This is a genomic window from Flavobacterium enshiense DK69 (assembly GCF_000498495.1).
In the GTDB taxonomy this organism is placed as follows: Bacteria; Bacteroidota; Bacteroidia; order Flavobacteriales; family Flavobacteriaceae; genus Flavobacterium; species Flavobacterium enshiense.
The window spans coordinates 81,239-97,767 of record NZ_AVCS01000004.1; the positions used below are offsets into that span (position 1 = coordinate 81,239).

Consider the following 16,529-nt stretch of genomic DNA (forward strand, 5'->3'; position numbering starts at 1 on the left):
CGTGCGAAAAATTAAATACAAAAAAGGGCGCAAAACACAACCCAATTTTTACGAATATACAGGTGTTCACAGAACACATCCTGTGGAAATGCAGTTGTTTGTTTATGATGAAAATCGCTATGAAGAATACCAGAAAGTACAGTTAAAGAAGGTAGACGATGAGCTTAAAGATAAACGTCAGGTAAATGATGTTAAGTGGTTAAATATACACGGTTTGCATGATTTAGAACTGATAAAAAATGTTGGTAATCTCCTGCAGGTGGAACCCTATATAATCGGTGATATTCTGAACACCACGCGTCGTACAAAAATGGAAGAACTTAATGATACCTTGTTCTTCAGTATTAAATCGATTTTGCCGGAAGAAGACTTATACAGTGTCCGTGTAGAACAAATCAGTTTTATCCTTAAGGAAAATCTTTTGGTTTCTTTTCAGGAAAAAAAGAGTGACTTTTTTACACATATCCGCGAGCGTATCAGAACCAATTCCGGAATAGTATGCAAAAAGAAAAACGATTACCTTTTGTATCTATTATTGGATGCAGTCATGGAAAACTTCTATATCACCATTGAAAATTATGAAGACCGTATTGAAGCGCTGATGGTTGAATCTAAAACAAATCATCGTCAGGATGTTTTGATACGAATAGAAAATAACCGTGAGAATCTTAATTTCCTGAAAAGGTCTATTGTTCCGCTAAGGGATGCCTTGTTTAGCCTGAAAAGTTTTAAGGACGATACGGATTATGACGGAATTGAAGTAGCTAATTATACCTTTTTCGCGCGTTTGCATCAAAAATGTCTCGAGCTTCTCGAACAGATTGATTACGATTTGAATTCGTTGGACAGTGCTTCTCATTTTCATTTTTCGGCGCAGAGCCAGCGAATGAATGAGATCATGAAAACACTGACCGTGGTTTCGGTGGTGTTCATACCATTAACCTTCATTGTTGGGGTATACGGAATGAATTTCGATTACATGCCTGAGTTGCGCTGGCAAAACGGCTATTTTTTAGTGTTATTTTTCATGTTGTTGATTGTTGTAGGGATGGTGTTTTATTTCAAGAAGAAAAGATGGTTTTAAACCATATCCTCCGGTTTTACCCATTCGTCAAAATCTTCAGCAGAAACATAGCCTAAGCGAGCAGCTTCTTCTTTTAGGGTTGTACCGTTTTTATGAGCTGTTTGGGCAATTTCCGCAGCTTTGTAATAGCCTATTTTTGTATTTAAAGCGGTAACCAACATTAGTGAGTTGTCAACCAGTTCTTTGATTCTTGCATAATTCGGTTCGATACCAACGGCACAATGCTCGTTAAATGAAACGCATGCGTCTCCAAGTAATCTGGCCGATTCCAAAAAATTGGCAGCTATTAATGGCTTGAAAACATTAAGTTCATAATGGCCTTGGGTCGCACCAATTGTAATGGCAACGTCATTTCCCATAACCTGAGCACAAACCATCGTTAAAGCTTCGCATTGCGTCGGATTTACTTTTCCTGGCATGATGGAAGATCCCGGTTCATTTTCAGGAATATGAATTTCTCCGATTCCGGAACGTGGACCCGAAGCCATCATTCGAATGTCATTGGCGATTTTGTTTAATGAAACCGCAAGCTGTTTTAGGGCTCCGTGTGTTTCTACCATGGCATCATGTGCGGCGAGTGCTTCAAACTTGTTTTCGGCAGTTTTTAGAGGTAATCCCGAGAATTTTGAAATGTATTCGGCGACTTTTACATCGTAATTTTCAGGAGCGTTTAAGCCGGTTCCGACAGCAGTTCCGCCCAAAGCCAATTCGGATAGATGGGAAAGTGTGTTTTTTAGCGCTTTTAATCCGTGATTTAATTGAGATACATAACCTGAAAGTTCCTGTCCAAGGGTTAGGGGGGTAGCGTCCATTAAATGTGTTCGGCCAATTTTGACAACATTTATAAATTCTTCCGATTTGGATTTTAGCGTATCACGTAACTGTTCTATTCCTGGTATAGTGGTTTCAACGATAACTTTATAGGCAGCAATATGCATCGCCGTTGGGAAAGTATCGTTAGAGGATTGTGATTTGTTTACATCGTCATTGGCTTTGATAAAAGATTCTTTGCCGATTTTTTTACCAGACAAAACCTGAGCCCTGTTGGCAATGACTTCATTTACGTTCATGTTGCTTTGTGTACCTGAACCGGTTTGCCAAATCACTAGAGGAAAATTATCGTTGAGTTTGCCGGACAGAATTTCATCGCATACTTGAGCAATAGCATCGCGCTTTTCGATAGGCAAGACGCCTAAATCACAATTAGTGTAAGCTGCCGCTTTTTTGAGGTAGGCGAAAGCCTCAATAATTTCTTTTGGCATGGAAGCTGGTTTACCAATTTTAAAATTATTTCTTGATCGTTCGGTTTGTGCACCCCAGTATTTCTCTGAAGGAACGCGTACCTCACCCATAGTGTCTTTTTCTATTCGGAAGTCCATGATATGTAAATTTTTACCTAAATTTAGTGAATATCAATCGTTTAATAAGTATTGTTAAAATAAATTTAAGAGAAGTATTGTCCAGCCTTAATTTTACACGTATATTTGACGCGAATTCATAAAATTCCGGAAAACATGTTTGAATTTAAACAGTATTTAGGCTTTTTACTTTTCTTAGGAATCTTTTTGACAGGATTTTGGCTTATGCTATTCTTAGTAAACTTCGTGTTTTACTGGGTAGGAGGAGCAATTTTCGAGCAAATTAAAGAGAAGAGAAATAAAAAGCGTGATGAATAAATTAGAAAACTAATTATTCTTACAATAAAAAAGTCCCGATTTATCGGGACTTTTTTTATTTTAACCTCCAATGAAGTCTTCGCCTTCACCAGCGTTTTTAGGCTGTCTGTCTTTATCTGTTTTCTTTTTATTGAAACGATAAGTGAACGACAAGTTGATTTGTCTTTCACGACCCTGCATTTCTGTATGTGTTATTGCAGATGGTAAATTACTGTCGAAAATTCTTTTTCTTGAATTAAAAAGGTCATTTACGTTTAGAGTAACAGTTCCTTTGTCTTTTAATACATCTTTACTGAATGCTAAGTTTGCAGATGCAACACCTAAACTTTTTCCCTGTGCATTTTCCTGTGGCGCATTGTAAGTCACATTGGTTTGCCATTCAATAGCATATGGTAATGTAACTCTTGAAGTGACACGAGTAAACCAGGTAAATGCAATGTTGTTGAAATCCTGTACTACAGTTTCTCCCAAATAATTTACATAAGTGTAATCTCCTTGTGTTTCATTTCTGAAGAAGTTGAAATTTCCGTTTAATTTCCACCATTTGTACGGAGTGTAGTTTAGTGTAAATTCAAAACCACCTCTGTATTCTGTTGCCAGGTTAATAGGAGTAGTTTCGATTACAGGGATTCTGATGTCCGGACCACCTATAACAATAATTTCTCCGGTATTAGGGTCAACTATATCCGTTCCGTCAACAACGGTAACAGCATATTTTCCTGATTCTCTTTGAACGAACTGAAATGAGTTTTCAGTATGATTTAAATAAACAGAAGTAGTAAGTGTCAATTTATCCCATTGTTTCATGTATCCAATATCAAAAGCATTCGTCATGGAAGGATCCAGATCCGGATTTCCTTTAAAATAGGCTATGTCGCTGGAATAACTTGAGAACGGATTTATAAGACGGCCTCTCGGACGGTTGATTCTTTTGCTGTAGTTTACGCTGACACTGCTTTTTCCTCCTAATTCATATGTTAAAAACAAGCTTGGGAAAAGATTGTTGTATTTTTTGTTATTGAATTCGTTTGTTGTCAGTAAATTGATATCAATATTTGAATCTTCAAAACGAAGACCTGCCAAATAACTGAATTTTCCTATTTTCCTTCCGTACTGAGAATAAACAGCGTTTATCTTTTCCTTATAATTCAGTTTGTTTGTTAAATCTTCATTGACGATTCCTGAACCTGGTCCCACAGCAGGGTCAATATCTTCTTCTACTTTATAATCGGTTAACATATCGGAAAAATCCCCTTTGTATCCGGCTTCAAATTGCCCTTTGCCAATAGGTAAAACATAATCCGTTTGCGCAAGGGTTCGATTTTGCTTCTGAAAGTTTATAGTTCCGGTTATTTCGGGAGCAGCTGAGCTTCCTACAATAGTTTCTTTAATAATGGAAATATCGTTGTCATGATTTCCGGAAACCGAAAAGTCAGCCGTTAATTTATGCCCTTCTTTTTTAAAGTTTTTGGTAATGTTGGAAGAGAAGTTAAGGTTGTCATTTTCATTAGTTTGATCATTATAACGATTTCTGATGTACATTAACTCACGATTTGCATCATAATTATAATAATTTACATCTTCTGGATTTCCTCCTTCATTTTTTGAAAACCCTACAGAGTTTGTCCAGCTTAAGGATTTTGTTAAATACCATTCCAAACCAAAATTGTTGTTCTTTCCTCTCCGCTCTCTGTCATTCTCTCTTGTTTCCTCGATGTATGTTGGTGATCCGGGTGAAGGGGTGGTGTATTCAGAGTTTCTTAGGTAGTTACCCGGGCTTGTACTGTTATTGTAACCAAGATTGGTAAAGAAATTGAAATTCTCACCTCTGAAATTAAAATTACCTGTCAGGTTATAGTTTTCAGGATAGCCCACCGTACCGGTAACACTACCATTAATTCCTTGGTTTTTTCCTTTTTTAAGAACAATGTTTACTATACCGGCACCACCTTCAGCTTCATAGCGGGATGAAGGGTTAGTGATTACTTCAACTTTTTCGATGGCATCTGCCGGAAGTTGCTTTAAGGCTTGCGCTACGTTTACACCAATCATTCCTGACGGTTTTCCGTCGATTAGTATTTTTACGTTTTCATTACCTCGTAAGCTTACATTTCCGTCAACATCTACCGAAACGGAAGGAACATTATCCAAAACATCACTGGCTGTACCGCCTTTTACGGTCATGTCTTTGCCAACATTGTATACCTTTTTGTCTAATTTGATTTCAACTGCAGCTTTTTCGGCAACGATAACAACTTCATCCAATTGCTTGGAATCTTCCACAACGGCAATTACACCAAGATTTGTATTGGAATCGATGGCTTTGTCTTTAAACTCTACTGTCTTAAAACCTAAAAATTCAATTTTGATATAGTAAACACCTGCAGGAACTTCAAATGAAAATTCTCCTTTTGCATCGGTCATACCACCTGATACCGCCGAAGGATTTTTTGTGTTTTGAGCATAGACGCTCGCATATTCCAAAGGCTGATTTGTAGATTTTTCAATTACTTTTCCCGTTACTTTCACTTTTTGAGCTTGTGGTTTTTGCTGTGAAAATGAAAATAACGAGGTAATCAGTACTAAAAAAGTTACTAAAGATTTGATATTTTTCATGTATAATTTGGTTTGATTTGCTTCCTAAGACTGCAAAAATATCCTTTGGTTTATGCATGAATTCCCAAATCTTTGTTAAAACGAAGATTGAATAATTCTAAATAATCTCCAGAATCCTTTCAGTAGGTCTTCCAATTACCGCCTTATTACCATTGATAATTATAGGTCTTTCGATTAAAACCGGATTGTCAGCCATAACTTTAATCAGTTCTTCATCAGAAAGGTTTTGGTCTTTATATGATTCTTTCCAAAGCGCTTCTTTTGTTCTGACTAATTCAATCGGTTTACAATTTAATTTTTGAAGTATTCCAGTCAGTTCTTCTAATGAAATTTTTTCATCAAGATATTTAACGGTGTTAAACTCGATGCCATTATCTTCCAATAAGCAAACTCCTTCTCTGGATTTACTACATCTTGGGTTATGATAGATTGTAATCATGGTTTTTATATTTTCGGCAAAAGTACTCGATAAAATTTAAAAAATGAAGTATATTGCGGTGTAACAAAAATTCTCCAAAGCCTACCTATTTTTTTAAAAGCGTACCTATGTTTATTGAACAAATAAAGAACAAAGATTTTAATTTTATACTTTATCTGCCTGTTTTACTTGGATTTACAGGATTAATGTTAGCTAATTATCTGATGACTCAGGATGTGAGTACTGATGCGCTTATGGATCAGATGATTGAAAACTGGGGCAGCAATCTCACGTTTGTTTTTGTAATTATACCATTATCGTTAATGTGCTTCGGATTATTGTTTTGGGTTAAATTTATCCACAGGCAAAGTATCAGGAGTCTGACAACAGCAAGAAAGAAAGTAGATTGGAGCAGGATTTTTTTCTCTTTCGGGTTATGGGCTGCAGTTTCCGCATTACTGACGTTACTTTCCTATTTATCGTCGCCTGAGAATTTTGTGTTTAATTTTGAACCAATACCTTTTTTTACTTTTTTGATTCTGGCTGTAATTTTGATTCCGTTGCAGACCAGTTTTGAAGAGTACCTGTTTCGCGGCTATCTAATGCAGGGTTTGGGTGTAATAACTAACAGCAGATTGATTCCTTTTTTAGTTTCGTCGATTTTGTTCGGATTAATGCATATTGCCAATCCGGAAGTCGGAAAATTGGGTCTTGTTATCATGATTTACTACATAGGAACCGGTTTTTTCCTGGGAATTGTAACTTTAATGGATGACGGATTGGAGCTTGCTTTGGGCTTTCATGCAGCCAATAACTTAGTTGGGGCTCTTTTGGTTACGGCGGACTGGACGGCTTTTCAGACGAATTCGATTTTAAAAGACATTTCAGAACCTACAGCCGGATTTGATATTATGATTCCGGTTTTTATAATTTTTCCAATGTTATTGTATATTTTTTCAAAAAGATACGGATGGAGGGACTGGAAGGGGAAATTAACCGGGAAGTTGGTTCAGCAATCCGACTTTGAAACAAAAGAAATATAATGGATCGTTTTCTGAAAATACATTCTGATTTTAAGTTTAACGGAAAACAATATGATTCAATCGGATTTTATTCGTTTGCCAAAGAAATAACAAATTCGGAAGAAGAGTTTGAAAGACATTTGTCCAAATTTGTTTTGGAATGGTTTGATGAAAACAACTATGTTGAAGTTACAACTTCCGGAACAACAGGAACTTCTAAAATAATCCGACTGAAGAAAGAAGCAATGGTGAATTCGGCATTAGCTACAGCTGCTTTCTTTGATCTGAAGAGCAATTGTAAAGCTTTGCATTGTTTACCGATGCAATATATAGCCGGAAAAATGATGTTGGTTCGTGCGATGGTTCTGGGCTGGGATTTAGATTTTGTAAAACCGGACTCCCGTCCGCTTGACGGAAATGAAAAAAACTATGATTTTGCGGCTATGGTTCCGCTTCAGGTGGAGAATTCGATTGAGCAGTTGCATTTGGTAAAGAAAGTAATTATCGGAGGAGCAAAATTGAATCCGGATTTATCCAATAAGTTGAAACAGCTTCCGGCGGATTTTTACGAAACTTACGGAATGACAGAAACCATTACGCATATAGCGGCAAAACGAATTCAGGATACTGCTTTTTCTGTATTGCCGGGTATTGTTATTTCTACAGATGAAAGAAATTGTCTGGTTATTGATGCTCCGAGGTTATCTGACATCAAAATCGTCACCAATGATGTAGTGGAGTTGCAGGATGGCAGTAAGTTTGTTTGGCTGGGTCGCTTTGATAATGTGATTAACAGCGGGGGAGTAAAGCTGTTTCCTGAAAGAATAGAGGAGAAGCTGGGACGAAAAATTCCTTATCGTTTTTTTGTCATCGGTAAACCCGATACTTCATTGGGAGAAAAACTGGTTTTGGTTATAGAGAGCAGTCCATATGAACTTGAAACATCTCTTTTTGATGATTTGGGTAAATTTGAAAAACCGAAAGAAATTTTGTTTGTACCTAAATTTTCCGAAACAGAAACCGGAAAAATAAAACGAGCAGAAACTATAAAATAAATGAACCACAAAGCTGCCTTTTAATGTTCACATCGCCCACACGACGAAGGTTAAGCATGCTTTGTGGTTATTTTGAAAAAAAGTAGTTTTGCTTTCGCTTTTATTTATTGCTGCATTTTAAAATAATAATCTGCCGAGTGTTTGCCGCTTCCGTAGAAAAGGAAGAATATACAAACTAACAGTGAAACTGATGCAAGAATGAAATTCTGAGTATAAAATGGTCCCATAAAGTTAACGGCAATCGCTCCGATTAAGATTGGTATTTGTGCCAAAATTGCCCATCTTGTAAGTAAACCGAAGATAATCATTATACCTCCCATCATATGTGCTGAAGCAATGTAATGAATCATTAACATCTCACTGCCAAAATTCTGCATCGAATTCAAAATAATTTCATGTAGGTAATGTTTGTTTGTGATAAAAACACCCCCCATGACAATTAAAAAAATTCCAAGAGCCACCCGCAACACATCCAGCGGATAACTGGTATGTGAGTTTGCCCATTTATTTAAATTTTTTACAGTATCCATGGCTTCTCTTATTTGATTAGTTCTAAATTATTAATAACGAATTACTTATCGTAATTTTTCCGTCGAAAAGAACCTTAAAGTCGATGAAGTGTTTTTTTGTGTGGAATTGGCTATAAATAAAAATGATGCTATTAAAACCGGATAATTGGAGTAATAAAAATAAAAAAAAATCCCGAAATTATCGGGATTTAGATTTCATATAAATGGTTGTCTGAACAAGTTTATTGCTTGGAAATAGTGTAGAACATTTTCAGTTTGTTGAACTCTACCTTATCCATAGTTGCTTTAGGAATACTCTGCCAGTTGTTTGTAGTGTTTATTCTTGTTGTTTTTCCGTTTAGTGTATATTCTAATGGCATTACAAAATTTGCTACATCGGTTTTCCAGCGTATTTCCACATTCTTTCCGTTTTGACGTACTTCTAATGCAGGAATGTTTTTATAACGTAAGTATTGATTAAAAACGGGAGTAAGGTTCATACCGGTTTCCTTATTGAAAAAAGTTACAACGGTTTCGGTATCGATGATTTTATGGCGATAGGTTTCAGAGTATTTCAAAATCATTTTCCACCATTTGGCATCGTCATTTACAATGTGACGAATCGTATTCAACATTAAAGAACCTTTGTAATACATGTCACCGGAGCCTTCATTGTTTACGCCATAATGCCCAATAATCGGTTTGTCATTTCGAACGTTAGCACCTTGCCCGTTAACGTATTGTAATGCTTTTTCGTAACCCAGTGTGCATTCTACAAAAACTGCTTCGGAGTAAGTTGTAAATCCTTCGTGGATCCACATGTCTGCAATATCCTTTGAAGTCACACTGTTTCCAAACCATTCGTGGCCCGTTTCGTGTATGGTGATGAAATCAAAAGTTAATCCTATGCTTGTGTGGCTGTTATCGCGACCTAAATAACCTTTTAGATATTTATTTCCGTAAGCAACAGCGCTTTGGTGTTCCATGCCTAAATAAGAAGTTTCAACCAATTTATAGCCGTCTTCTTTAAAAGGATAGGTGCCGAATTTCGATTGGAAGCAATCCATCATGCGTTTCACATCTGCTTCAAAATGTTTACGGGCTTTCTCTTCGTTCTCACGTAATACATAATAATCCAAATCCAATCCTTTATAATTGTCGTGAATATGAACATAATCGGCAACATTAACAGTGATGTCATAAGTGTTTATCGGACTTTTAACTTCCCAGTCCCAACGTGTATATCCGTTTTTTAAATCTTCCGAACCTAAGAAACGTCCATTAGAAACATTCATTAATCCGTTAGGAACAGCCACTTTAACAGAAGCTCCAAAATCTGGCTCATCACTTTGCGTATCTTTAACCGGATACCATAAACTTGCACCGGTTCCTTGAACAGCAACACCGATCCAATCTTTACCCTGAGCATCTTTTTTGAACACAAAACCGCCATCCCACGGTGCATTTTTTGCAATCAATGGTTTTCCTGAGTAATAAAAACGGATTTTGCCTTCTTTTTTGATAGGCATAGTTCCGTTCAGGTCGATGAATACGGCGTGATTGTCTCTTTTGTATTTTAATTTCTTCTTATTGAAAACAATACTGTCCACATCCATGTTGTCGAACAGGTCGATTTGGATTTTGTTTGTCGGTTCAGCGATTTTAAATGTAATGTCATTATAACCGACAATGGATTGAGTTTCAGGATTAATTTTGATATTTAAATCGTAACGCTGTACGTCAAAACTTGTACGTTCATGACGCAAACCGCCCTGAAGTGAATCTTTTCTTGTGAAATTCTGAGCTGATACCTGTTGTAATCCTAAAAGGAGTAGGGAAGAGAATAGTATGTTTTTCATATTTTAAAAATAAGTATAATATAGGTCTCTTAAAAAAAACATCCAAATTAATCTAATGATTATTAGTATTGTCATAATTGCACCGGGATGTGTCCAATCCCATTTGAATTTATTTTGTTTGTTTTTCATAAAATTTAAAAAATCTACTGAAGTATAAGTAGTAGATTTTGTTATTTTGTTACGTTTTTTGGCGTAAGATTTCCTGATTAATTATTGACTTTTAATTGCTGCAGAATCCATTCCATTTCCGGATCCCTGCCTTCAATCCGATCTTCCAAAGTAGGTATAATAACCTTATCCGGAAATATGCCGCGTCCGTCAACAATTGTTTCATAATTTGAGGAATTGACCATTAATCCGAAACGAATATTTAATTTGGAATGTGGAAGTTTGGAAACATACATCTTGCCGGCCACCGTCCCGTTGAACGCCCCTCCTGTCTCTTCTCCCACGAAAAAAGCTCTTCCGGAACCTTTAAGGTTTGAAGAAATAAGGCTGGATGCCGAAATACTTCCGCCATTAATCAAAACATACATTGTACCTCCAAAAGCTATAGGACTAGTAGATTCTGGTTTTGTTTCCACACTGAAATAGTAGTTTCCGTCTGATTTTTTATGAGTTTTAAAAAACATATATGGATAATAGACTGGAGCGATTAAGACTTTGACTATCTTAATTCCGAAAGGACTGTCTCTAAAATACTCACCGCTTAGCATGCTTGTTTTTGAAACTACCTGGGAATCATCCATGAAAATGAACGTACCATCCGCTAAATAGGTGTACAGATAGGCTATTTCGTCAAGCCTTCCACCGGGATTATCTCTTAAGTCAAGAATCAGTGTTTTTGTGCCGTACCGGTGCATTTTGACGAAGCTCTCATTGTAAAATTCATAGTAATCTCCTAATGAAAACTCGTTGATTTTAAGAATCGCTACGCTGCTGTCTTTCTCGATGAACCGGAGATTTCTGTTGTATGTTTCTGTAAGTGGATCATATCCACGAGTATTTTTCTTGCTCTTTTCGGCTTTGTTTCTTGTTTTTTCTTTTTTCTTTCTTTGTTTGTCGGCTGTTTTAAGCGAATCGGTTTCGCTCCATTTAATTACCGTGTTTTTTAAAGTGTCATTGTGTTTAAAAACATATTGTATGCTGTCCTGAATACCGTTTTCCAAAGTATAATAGATTGAAAAATTTCTTGATAGCTCATTTCTCTTAAAAGTTTGGTTAAAGCCATCTGCAGTGAATCGGGTAGTGTAGGTTTTGATCAGGTCAGATGTGTTTTTGTTGTTGATGATCAGAACTTCGGTACCTGGTTTGATGCTTTTGTTCTGTGAATTATTCTTAATAACATACATTTTGTCATTTTGAATATCGAATTCAAATTGAGATAATGGCCCGATCCCTTTTTTTGCATAAGCATCTCTTTCTTTTTTTGACAAGTGTCTCGGTAAAGGATATATGGTGGTGTGTCCTTGTTTTATGGCAGCAATAACCGGACTTATTTTTGCGTAAAACTCGACACTTGTCATAGGTTTAGTAATAGTCGATTTTAGGCTGTCAAATTTATAGTCGAGGGATTCTTTGCTGATGTACCAATATAGTTTAGGGTGCAGTTTTCGGAGTTTTTTATACGAATAATCAACATCAGCTTTTAAATTTTTCTCGGATATCATTTTTTCCGAAAAAAGATTTTTATTTCTGACCGAATTGCAACCTGTCAGTACACTAAGTGCTAAAAAAACAAGGAATGTATTTTTCATTTCAGAAGGATATTGAAAATCGGTACTCCTAAAATTACGAATTATTTTAAAAACTTATGTAATAGCTTGTAAGATAAATTGTTATCGCTAAAATGCTGGCAATAGTCTTGGAAAGCATTGAAAAAATAAAATTTAAAAAACGCACATATAATTGTACTTGTAAAAAAAACACCCTATGAATCAGGTCATAAGGTGTTAGGTATACAGTTTAAGTGTGTAAATCCGTAGTGTTTGATTTGGATTTATTCATTTACTCTTGTAAAAATATCAATTACTTTATCCGAATCATCAACCGTTCCAAATTGACTATCATAAAACATTTCATATTTTAAAGTTGTGCTATTAAGAGTAATAATTTTTAGTTTGTAATAAACTTCGCTAGAAGTGATTGTTATTATATTTCCTTTTTTTTCGAAAGATGCTTGATTAATATGGGTACTACAAGGAGTCTCTCCATAAGAAAGATTTCGTATTAATTCTCCATTGTTGAGATACTCAAAGATCGTTTGCGATTCGCAATAGTTCGCAGTATAAGACTCCCCGCTAGATGGCATTACAGATCCTGTTTGTCTCCATTTTCCAATTAAAAGCTGTCTAGAATCGTCACTGGCATTGTCATCTTTTGAGCAAGATACAGATATCAAAAATCCAAGTATAAATAATAGTGTTTTATTGAATTTCATTGTATGTTTTGCAATTAAATTAATTTTGAAGATTACACCTGAATCACACCCAAATTAAAAGGTTTTTCAATAGGGGCGTGGTTAGCAGCCTCGATTCCCATTGAAATCCATTTTCTTGTATCCAATGGGTCAATGATGGCGTCGGTCCACAAACGGGAAGCTGCATAATAAGGAGAAACCTGCTCGTCGTAGCGCGATTTGATTTTATTAAATAATTCGGCTTCTACTTCTGGAGTAATTTCTTCTCCTCTTGCTTTCATTGCAGATTCTTCAATCTGTAATAATACTTTTGCAGCCTGAGCACCACCCATTACGGCTAATTCGGCACTTGGCCAGGCAAAGATTAATCGAGGGTCGTATGCTTTTCCGCACATAGCGTAATTTCCTGCTCCGTAAGAGTTTCCAACTACAACAGTAAATTTCGGTACAACTGAATTGGCTACAGCATTTACCATTTTAGCTCCGTCTTTAATGATTCCTCCGTGTTCTGATTTTGAACCCACCATGAATCCTGTAACATCGTGTACGAATACCAACGGAATTTTCTTTTGATTACAGTTAGCAATAAAACGCGTGGCTTTATCGGCTGAATCGGAGTAAATTACACCTCCAAACTGCATTTCGCTTGGTTTTGTTTTTGCTCCGGTTGTTTTCACAATTTTACGCTGGTTAGCTACAATTCCGACTGCCCAGCCGTCAATACGTGCATAAGCAGTGATGATGGATTGACCGTAACCGGCTTTGTATTCATCAACTTCAGAATTATCAACCAAACGCTTGATGATTTCCATCATGTCATATTGTTCCGCTCTCGATTTTGGAACTAGTCCGAAGATTTCGTTTTCGTCCAATGCCGGTTTTTCAGCTTTTACTCTGTTGAATCCGGCTTTGTCATAATCACCAATTTTTCCAACAATGTTTCTTATGGTATCCAAAGCGTCTTTATCATCTTTCGCTTTATAATCGGTTACACCTGAGATTTCGCAGTGTGTTGTTGCTCCTCCTAGAGTTTCATTGTCTATTGTTTCACCAATTGCAGCTTTCACCAAATAACTTCCGGCAAGGAAAATACTTCCGGTTTTATCTACAATCAGTGCTTCGTCGCTCATAATAGGTAAATAAGCACCTCCGGCAACGCAACTTCCCATAACGGCTGCAATCTGAGTGATTCCCATGCTGCTCATGATGGCATTGTTGCGGAAAATACGCCCGAAATGTTCTTTATCAGGGAAAATTTCATCCTGCAATGGAAGGTAAACTCCGGCACTGTCAACCAAATATATAATAGGAAGTTTGTTTTCCATCGCTATTTCCTGAGCTCGTAAGTTTTTTTTAGCGGTGATAGGAAACCAGGCTCCGGCTTTTACAGTAGCATCATTGGCTACAACCACACATTGCTTTCCGTTGATATAGCCAATCTTAACAACAACACCTCCGGACGGGCATCCTCCGTGTTCTTTGTACATGCCTTCGCCTACAAATGCTCCGATTTCTATGTTTTTGGCGCCTTTGTCTAATAAATATTCGATACGTTCGCGGGCAGTCATTTTTCCTTCGCCGTGAAGTTTTGCTATACGTTTTTCCCCGCCGCCAAGTTTTACTTTGGCTAAACGCTGTTTTAAGTCGGAAAGTAAAAGTTTGTTGTGATCTTCGTTTTTGTTGAAGTTAATATCCATTGTGCTTTATTTTATTAGCTGAAAAGATGTAATTTTGGTTGGCTAAAATACGAAACTTTTTATTCTGTAAAACAATCATTTCCCATACTTTTCTGACGCCTATGTTAATTACGAATTAACGTTGACTTAACGTTAACTTAACATTGAATAGATACTTTTGCAGCCAAAATTAACATAAGATGTCAATAAACAGTATTTTCCAATTTTTGGTACCAAAAGACAAAAAGTTTTTCCCCTTATTTGAGCAAGCTGCAAATAATTTAACCTTGTTAGCAGAGACTTTACACGAAGCTGTAAATGCTCCTAAAAATGAAAGAGAGAGTTATTATAAAAAAATTGAGGAGTTAGAGGCTAATATAGAAGAGATTACTCATAAGACTCATTTGGAATTAAGCAGAAACTTTATCACGCCGTTTGACAGAGAAGATATCCATGCCTTAATTAAAGCAATTGACGATGTAGCGGATTATATGCATGAGGGTGGAAGCAGAATGCGTTTATATCAGGTGGAGAAAATCACCAAGTCTATTCGTAAGTTGACAGAAATCAATCTTGAGGCTTGTAAGTTAATTAGTAAGGCAGTTCATGAATTGAGAGATTTGAAAAATCTTAAGTCAATAACCGATGCTTGTAAACGTATCAACAAATTAGAAAGTAAAGCAGACAGTGTTTTCGATAAAGCCGTAGCGGATATTTTTGAAAACGAAACAGATGCTAAAAACGTTATTAAATACAAAGAAGTTCTTTCTTCATTAGAAACGGCTACTGATAAGTGTAAAGGCGTTGCGAATGTTTTAGAATCAATTGTTGTTAAGCATTCTTAATTCTTTTCAATCAGAAAGTATTTATGGATTTTACACTATTATTAATAATCATTGTATTAGCGCTAATTTTTGACTATATCAATGGTTTTCACGATGCGGCGAACTCAATCGCGACTATAGTCGCTACTAAAGTTCTTACGCCATTTCAGGCTGTATTTTGGGCTGCATTTTTTAACTTCCTGGCTTATTGGGTTTTTGGTTTTGGAGTTGCTGATACAGTAGCTAAAACTGCGCACACCGGAAGTATTAATCTGACCGTGATTTTGGCTGGAATTATTGCGGCAATTATCTGGAACTTATTGACTTGGTGGAAAGGAATCCCCTCTTCATCCTCTCATACACTTATCGGAGGTTTTGCGGGTGCTGCCATCGCTCATGGATTATCATCAGTCACTGATCCTGAACATGCAGGTTTTAAAATTGTTAACTGGTTTAAAGCTGCCAAAGAAGGGGAGTTGCTGCCTACAGGGGTTTTCATAGTAATACTTTTTATTGTTTTTGCTCCGTTGTTAGGTATGATAATTTCTTATTTTATATCACTATGGATGATGTATGCTTCTAAGAAAAGTATTTATCCGAAGATTGTAACCGTTTTAATAATGTTGCTTGGGGTTTTGTTCCTGTCTTCTGTTTTACATCCTTATGAAAAAATAAAAGATCCAAGATTTGATAGCCATTTTTGGAGCGTCGTAGCAGAGCCTCATAATATAAAGTTTCTGTTGGTAGGTTTTATCTTTTTTAGTTTGTCTGTCTTTAATTTGATATTCAGTTATTTTTCTGTAGCGAAATCTGAAGCTATCCTTAAAAAGATGCAGTTATTATCGTCAGCAGCCTTCAGTTTAGGGCACGGAGGTAACGACTCTCAGAAAGTAATGGGTATCATTGCGGCTGCAGTTGCGGTTTATATCAAAGCAAACCCGGATATTGATTTGTCTGCAGGTTGGTTTGATTTAAATGTTGATATTGATAAAGGAACAATGCCGGGTTGGATTCCAATAACCTGTTATACCGTAATTGGTTTAGGAACTTTAAGTGGTGGATGGAAAATTGTGAAAACAATGGGATCTAAAATCACGAAAGTAACTGCTTTTGAAGGTGTAGTTGCTGAATCTGCAGGTGCGTTGACATTATTCATGACGGAGCACTTTAAAATTCCGGTTTCTACAACTCACACTATTACCGGCTCGATTATCGGGGTGGGTTTAACGAAAAGGGTTTCGGCTGTTCGTTGGGGTGTAACCGTTAGTTTGTTATGGGCTTGGATATTAACCATTCCTGTTTCAGCGGTAATTGCAGCTATCACTTATTATTTGTTAAGCGCAATACTATAATTATCATATAAAGGATATA

At 36.5% G+C, this 16,529-nt stretch carries 13 protein-coding genes; 5 read left to right on the top strand and 8 right to left on the bottom strand.

Annotation, left to right across the window (positions count from 1 at the left end; all coding sequences use genetic code 11):
• Position 1: 1 nt before the first annotated feature.
• On the top strand, positions 2-1,084 hold the full coding sequence (gene corA / locus FEDK69T_RS01545; protein ID WP_023572379.1) for a magnesium/cobalt transporter CorA: 1,083 nt from the start codon (positions 2-4) through the stop codon (positions 1,082-1,084).
• Here the strand turns inward: corA and fumC are convergent.
• The 3 genes from fumC to arsC all read right to left on the bottom strand — a co-directional run bounded on the left by fumC (position 1,081) and on the right by arsC (position 5,815).
• Positions 1,081-2,463 carry a class II fumarate hydratase gene (gene fumC / locus FEDK69T_RS01550; RefSeq protein WP_023572380.1) on the bottom strand — a complete coding sequence of 461 codons (1,383 nt, stop codon included), beginning with the start codon at positions 2,461-2,463 and terminating at the stop codon, positions 1,081-1,083. The two genes, corA and fumC, sit on opposite strands and share 4 nt — an antisense overlap.
• 357 nt (positions 2,464-2,820) lie before the next feature.
• Positions 2,821-5,376: a TonB-dependent receptor domain-containing protein gene (locus tag FEDK69T_RS01560; RefSeq protein WP_023572382.1), complete on the bottom strand. Its 2,556-nt coding sequence runs from the start codon at positions 5,374-5,376 to the stop codon at positions 2,821-2,823.
• 97 nt (positions 5,377-5,473) lie between these two features.
• Complete coding sequence (gene arsC, locus FEDK69T_RS01565) at positions 5,474-5,815, bottom strand: arsenate reductase (glutaredoxin) (protein ID WP_035629855.1); 342 nt, start codon at positions 5,813-5,815, stop codon at positions 5,474-5,476.
• Positions 5,816-5,922: 107 nt separating this feature from the next.
• Between arsC and FEDK69T_RS01570 the strand changes: the two genes are divergently transcribed.
• Together FEDK69T_RS01570 and FEDK69T_RS01575 are read left to right on the top strand one after the other, a co-directional pair.
• Positions 5,923-6,837 (top strand): CPBP family intramembrane glutamic endopeptidase, encoded by a 915-nt coding sequence (locus tag FEDK69T_RS01570; protein WP_023572384.1) that lies wholly within the window; start codon positions 5,923-5,925, stop codon positions 6,835-6,837.
• Complete coding sequence (locus FEDK69T_RS01575) at positions 6,837-7,871, top strand: AMP-binding protein (RefSeq protein WP_035629854.1); 1,035 nt, start codon at positions 6,837-6,839, stop codon at positions 7,869-7,871. Before FEDK69T_RS01570 ends, FEDK69T_RS01575 begins: the two co-directional genes overlap by 1 nt.
• Before the next feature lie 104 nt (positions 7,872-7,975).
• Here FEDK69T_RS01575 and FEDK69T_RS01580 read toward each other — a convergent pair whose 3' ends face one another.
• The 5 genes from FEDK69T_RS01580 to FEDK69T_RS01600 form a co-directional block, all read right to left on the bottom strand.
• On the bottom strand, positions 7,976-8,401 hold the full coding sequence (locus FEDK69T_RS01580; protein ID WP_023572386.1) for a DoxX family protein: 426 nt from the start codon (positions 8,399-8,401) through the stop codon (positions 7,976-7,978).
• Between the two features lie 221 nt (positions 8,402-8,622).
• Positions 8,623-10,239: a M1 family metallopeptidase gene (locus tag FEDK69T_RS01585; RefSeq protein WP_023572387.1), complete on the bottom strand. Its 1,617-nt coding sequence runs from the start codon at positions 10,237-10,239 to the stop codon at positions 8,623-8,625.
• A gap of 206 nt (positions 10,240-10,445) precedes the next feature.
• Entirely contained in the window at positions 10,446-11,996 is a 1,551-nt protein-coding gene (locus FEDK69T_RS01590) for a S41 family peptidase (RefSeq protein WP_023572388.1), read from the bottom strand.
• Positions 11,997-12,238: 242 nt separating this feature from the next.
• Positions 12,239-12,679, bottom strand: a complete 441-nt coding sequence (locus FEDK69T_RS01595) for a lipocalin family protein (protein WP_023572389.1) — start codon at positions 12,677-12,679, stop codon at positions 12,239-12,241.
• A 32-nt stretch (positions 12,680-12,711) separates the two neighbouring features.
• Positions 12,712-14,355, bottom strand: a complete 1,644-nt coding sequence (locus FEDK69T_RS01600) for an acyl-CoA carboxylase subunit beta (protein WP_023572390.1) — start codon at positions 14,353-14,355, stop codon at positions 12,712-12,714.
• A gap of 179 nt (positions 14,356-14,534) precedes the next feature.
• Here FEDK69T_RS01600 and FEDK69T_RS01605 point away from each other — a divergent pair, with 179 nt between their 5' ends.
• A complete protein-coding gene (locus FEDK69T_RS01605) occupies positions 14,535-15,179 on the top strand; it encodes a DUF47 domain-containing protein (RefSeq protein WP_035629852.1) in 645 nt (214 codons plus the stop codon).
• Positions 15,180-15,202: 23 nt separating this feature from the next.
• Positions 15,203-16,510 (top strand): inorganic phosphate transporter, encoded by a 1,308-nt coding sequence (locus FEDK69T_RS01610; protein ID WP_023572392.1) that lies wholly within the window; start codon positions 15,203-15,205, stop codon positions 16,508-16,510.
• The last annotated feature ends 19 nt before the right edge of the window (positions 16,511-16,529 follow it).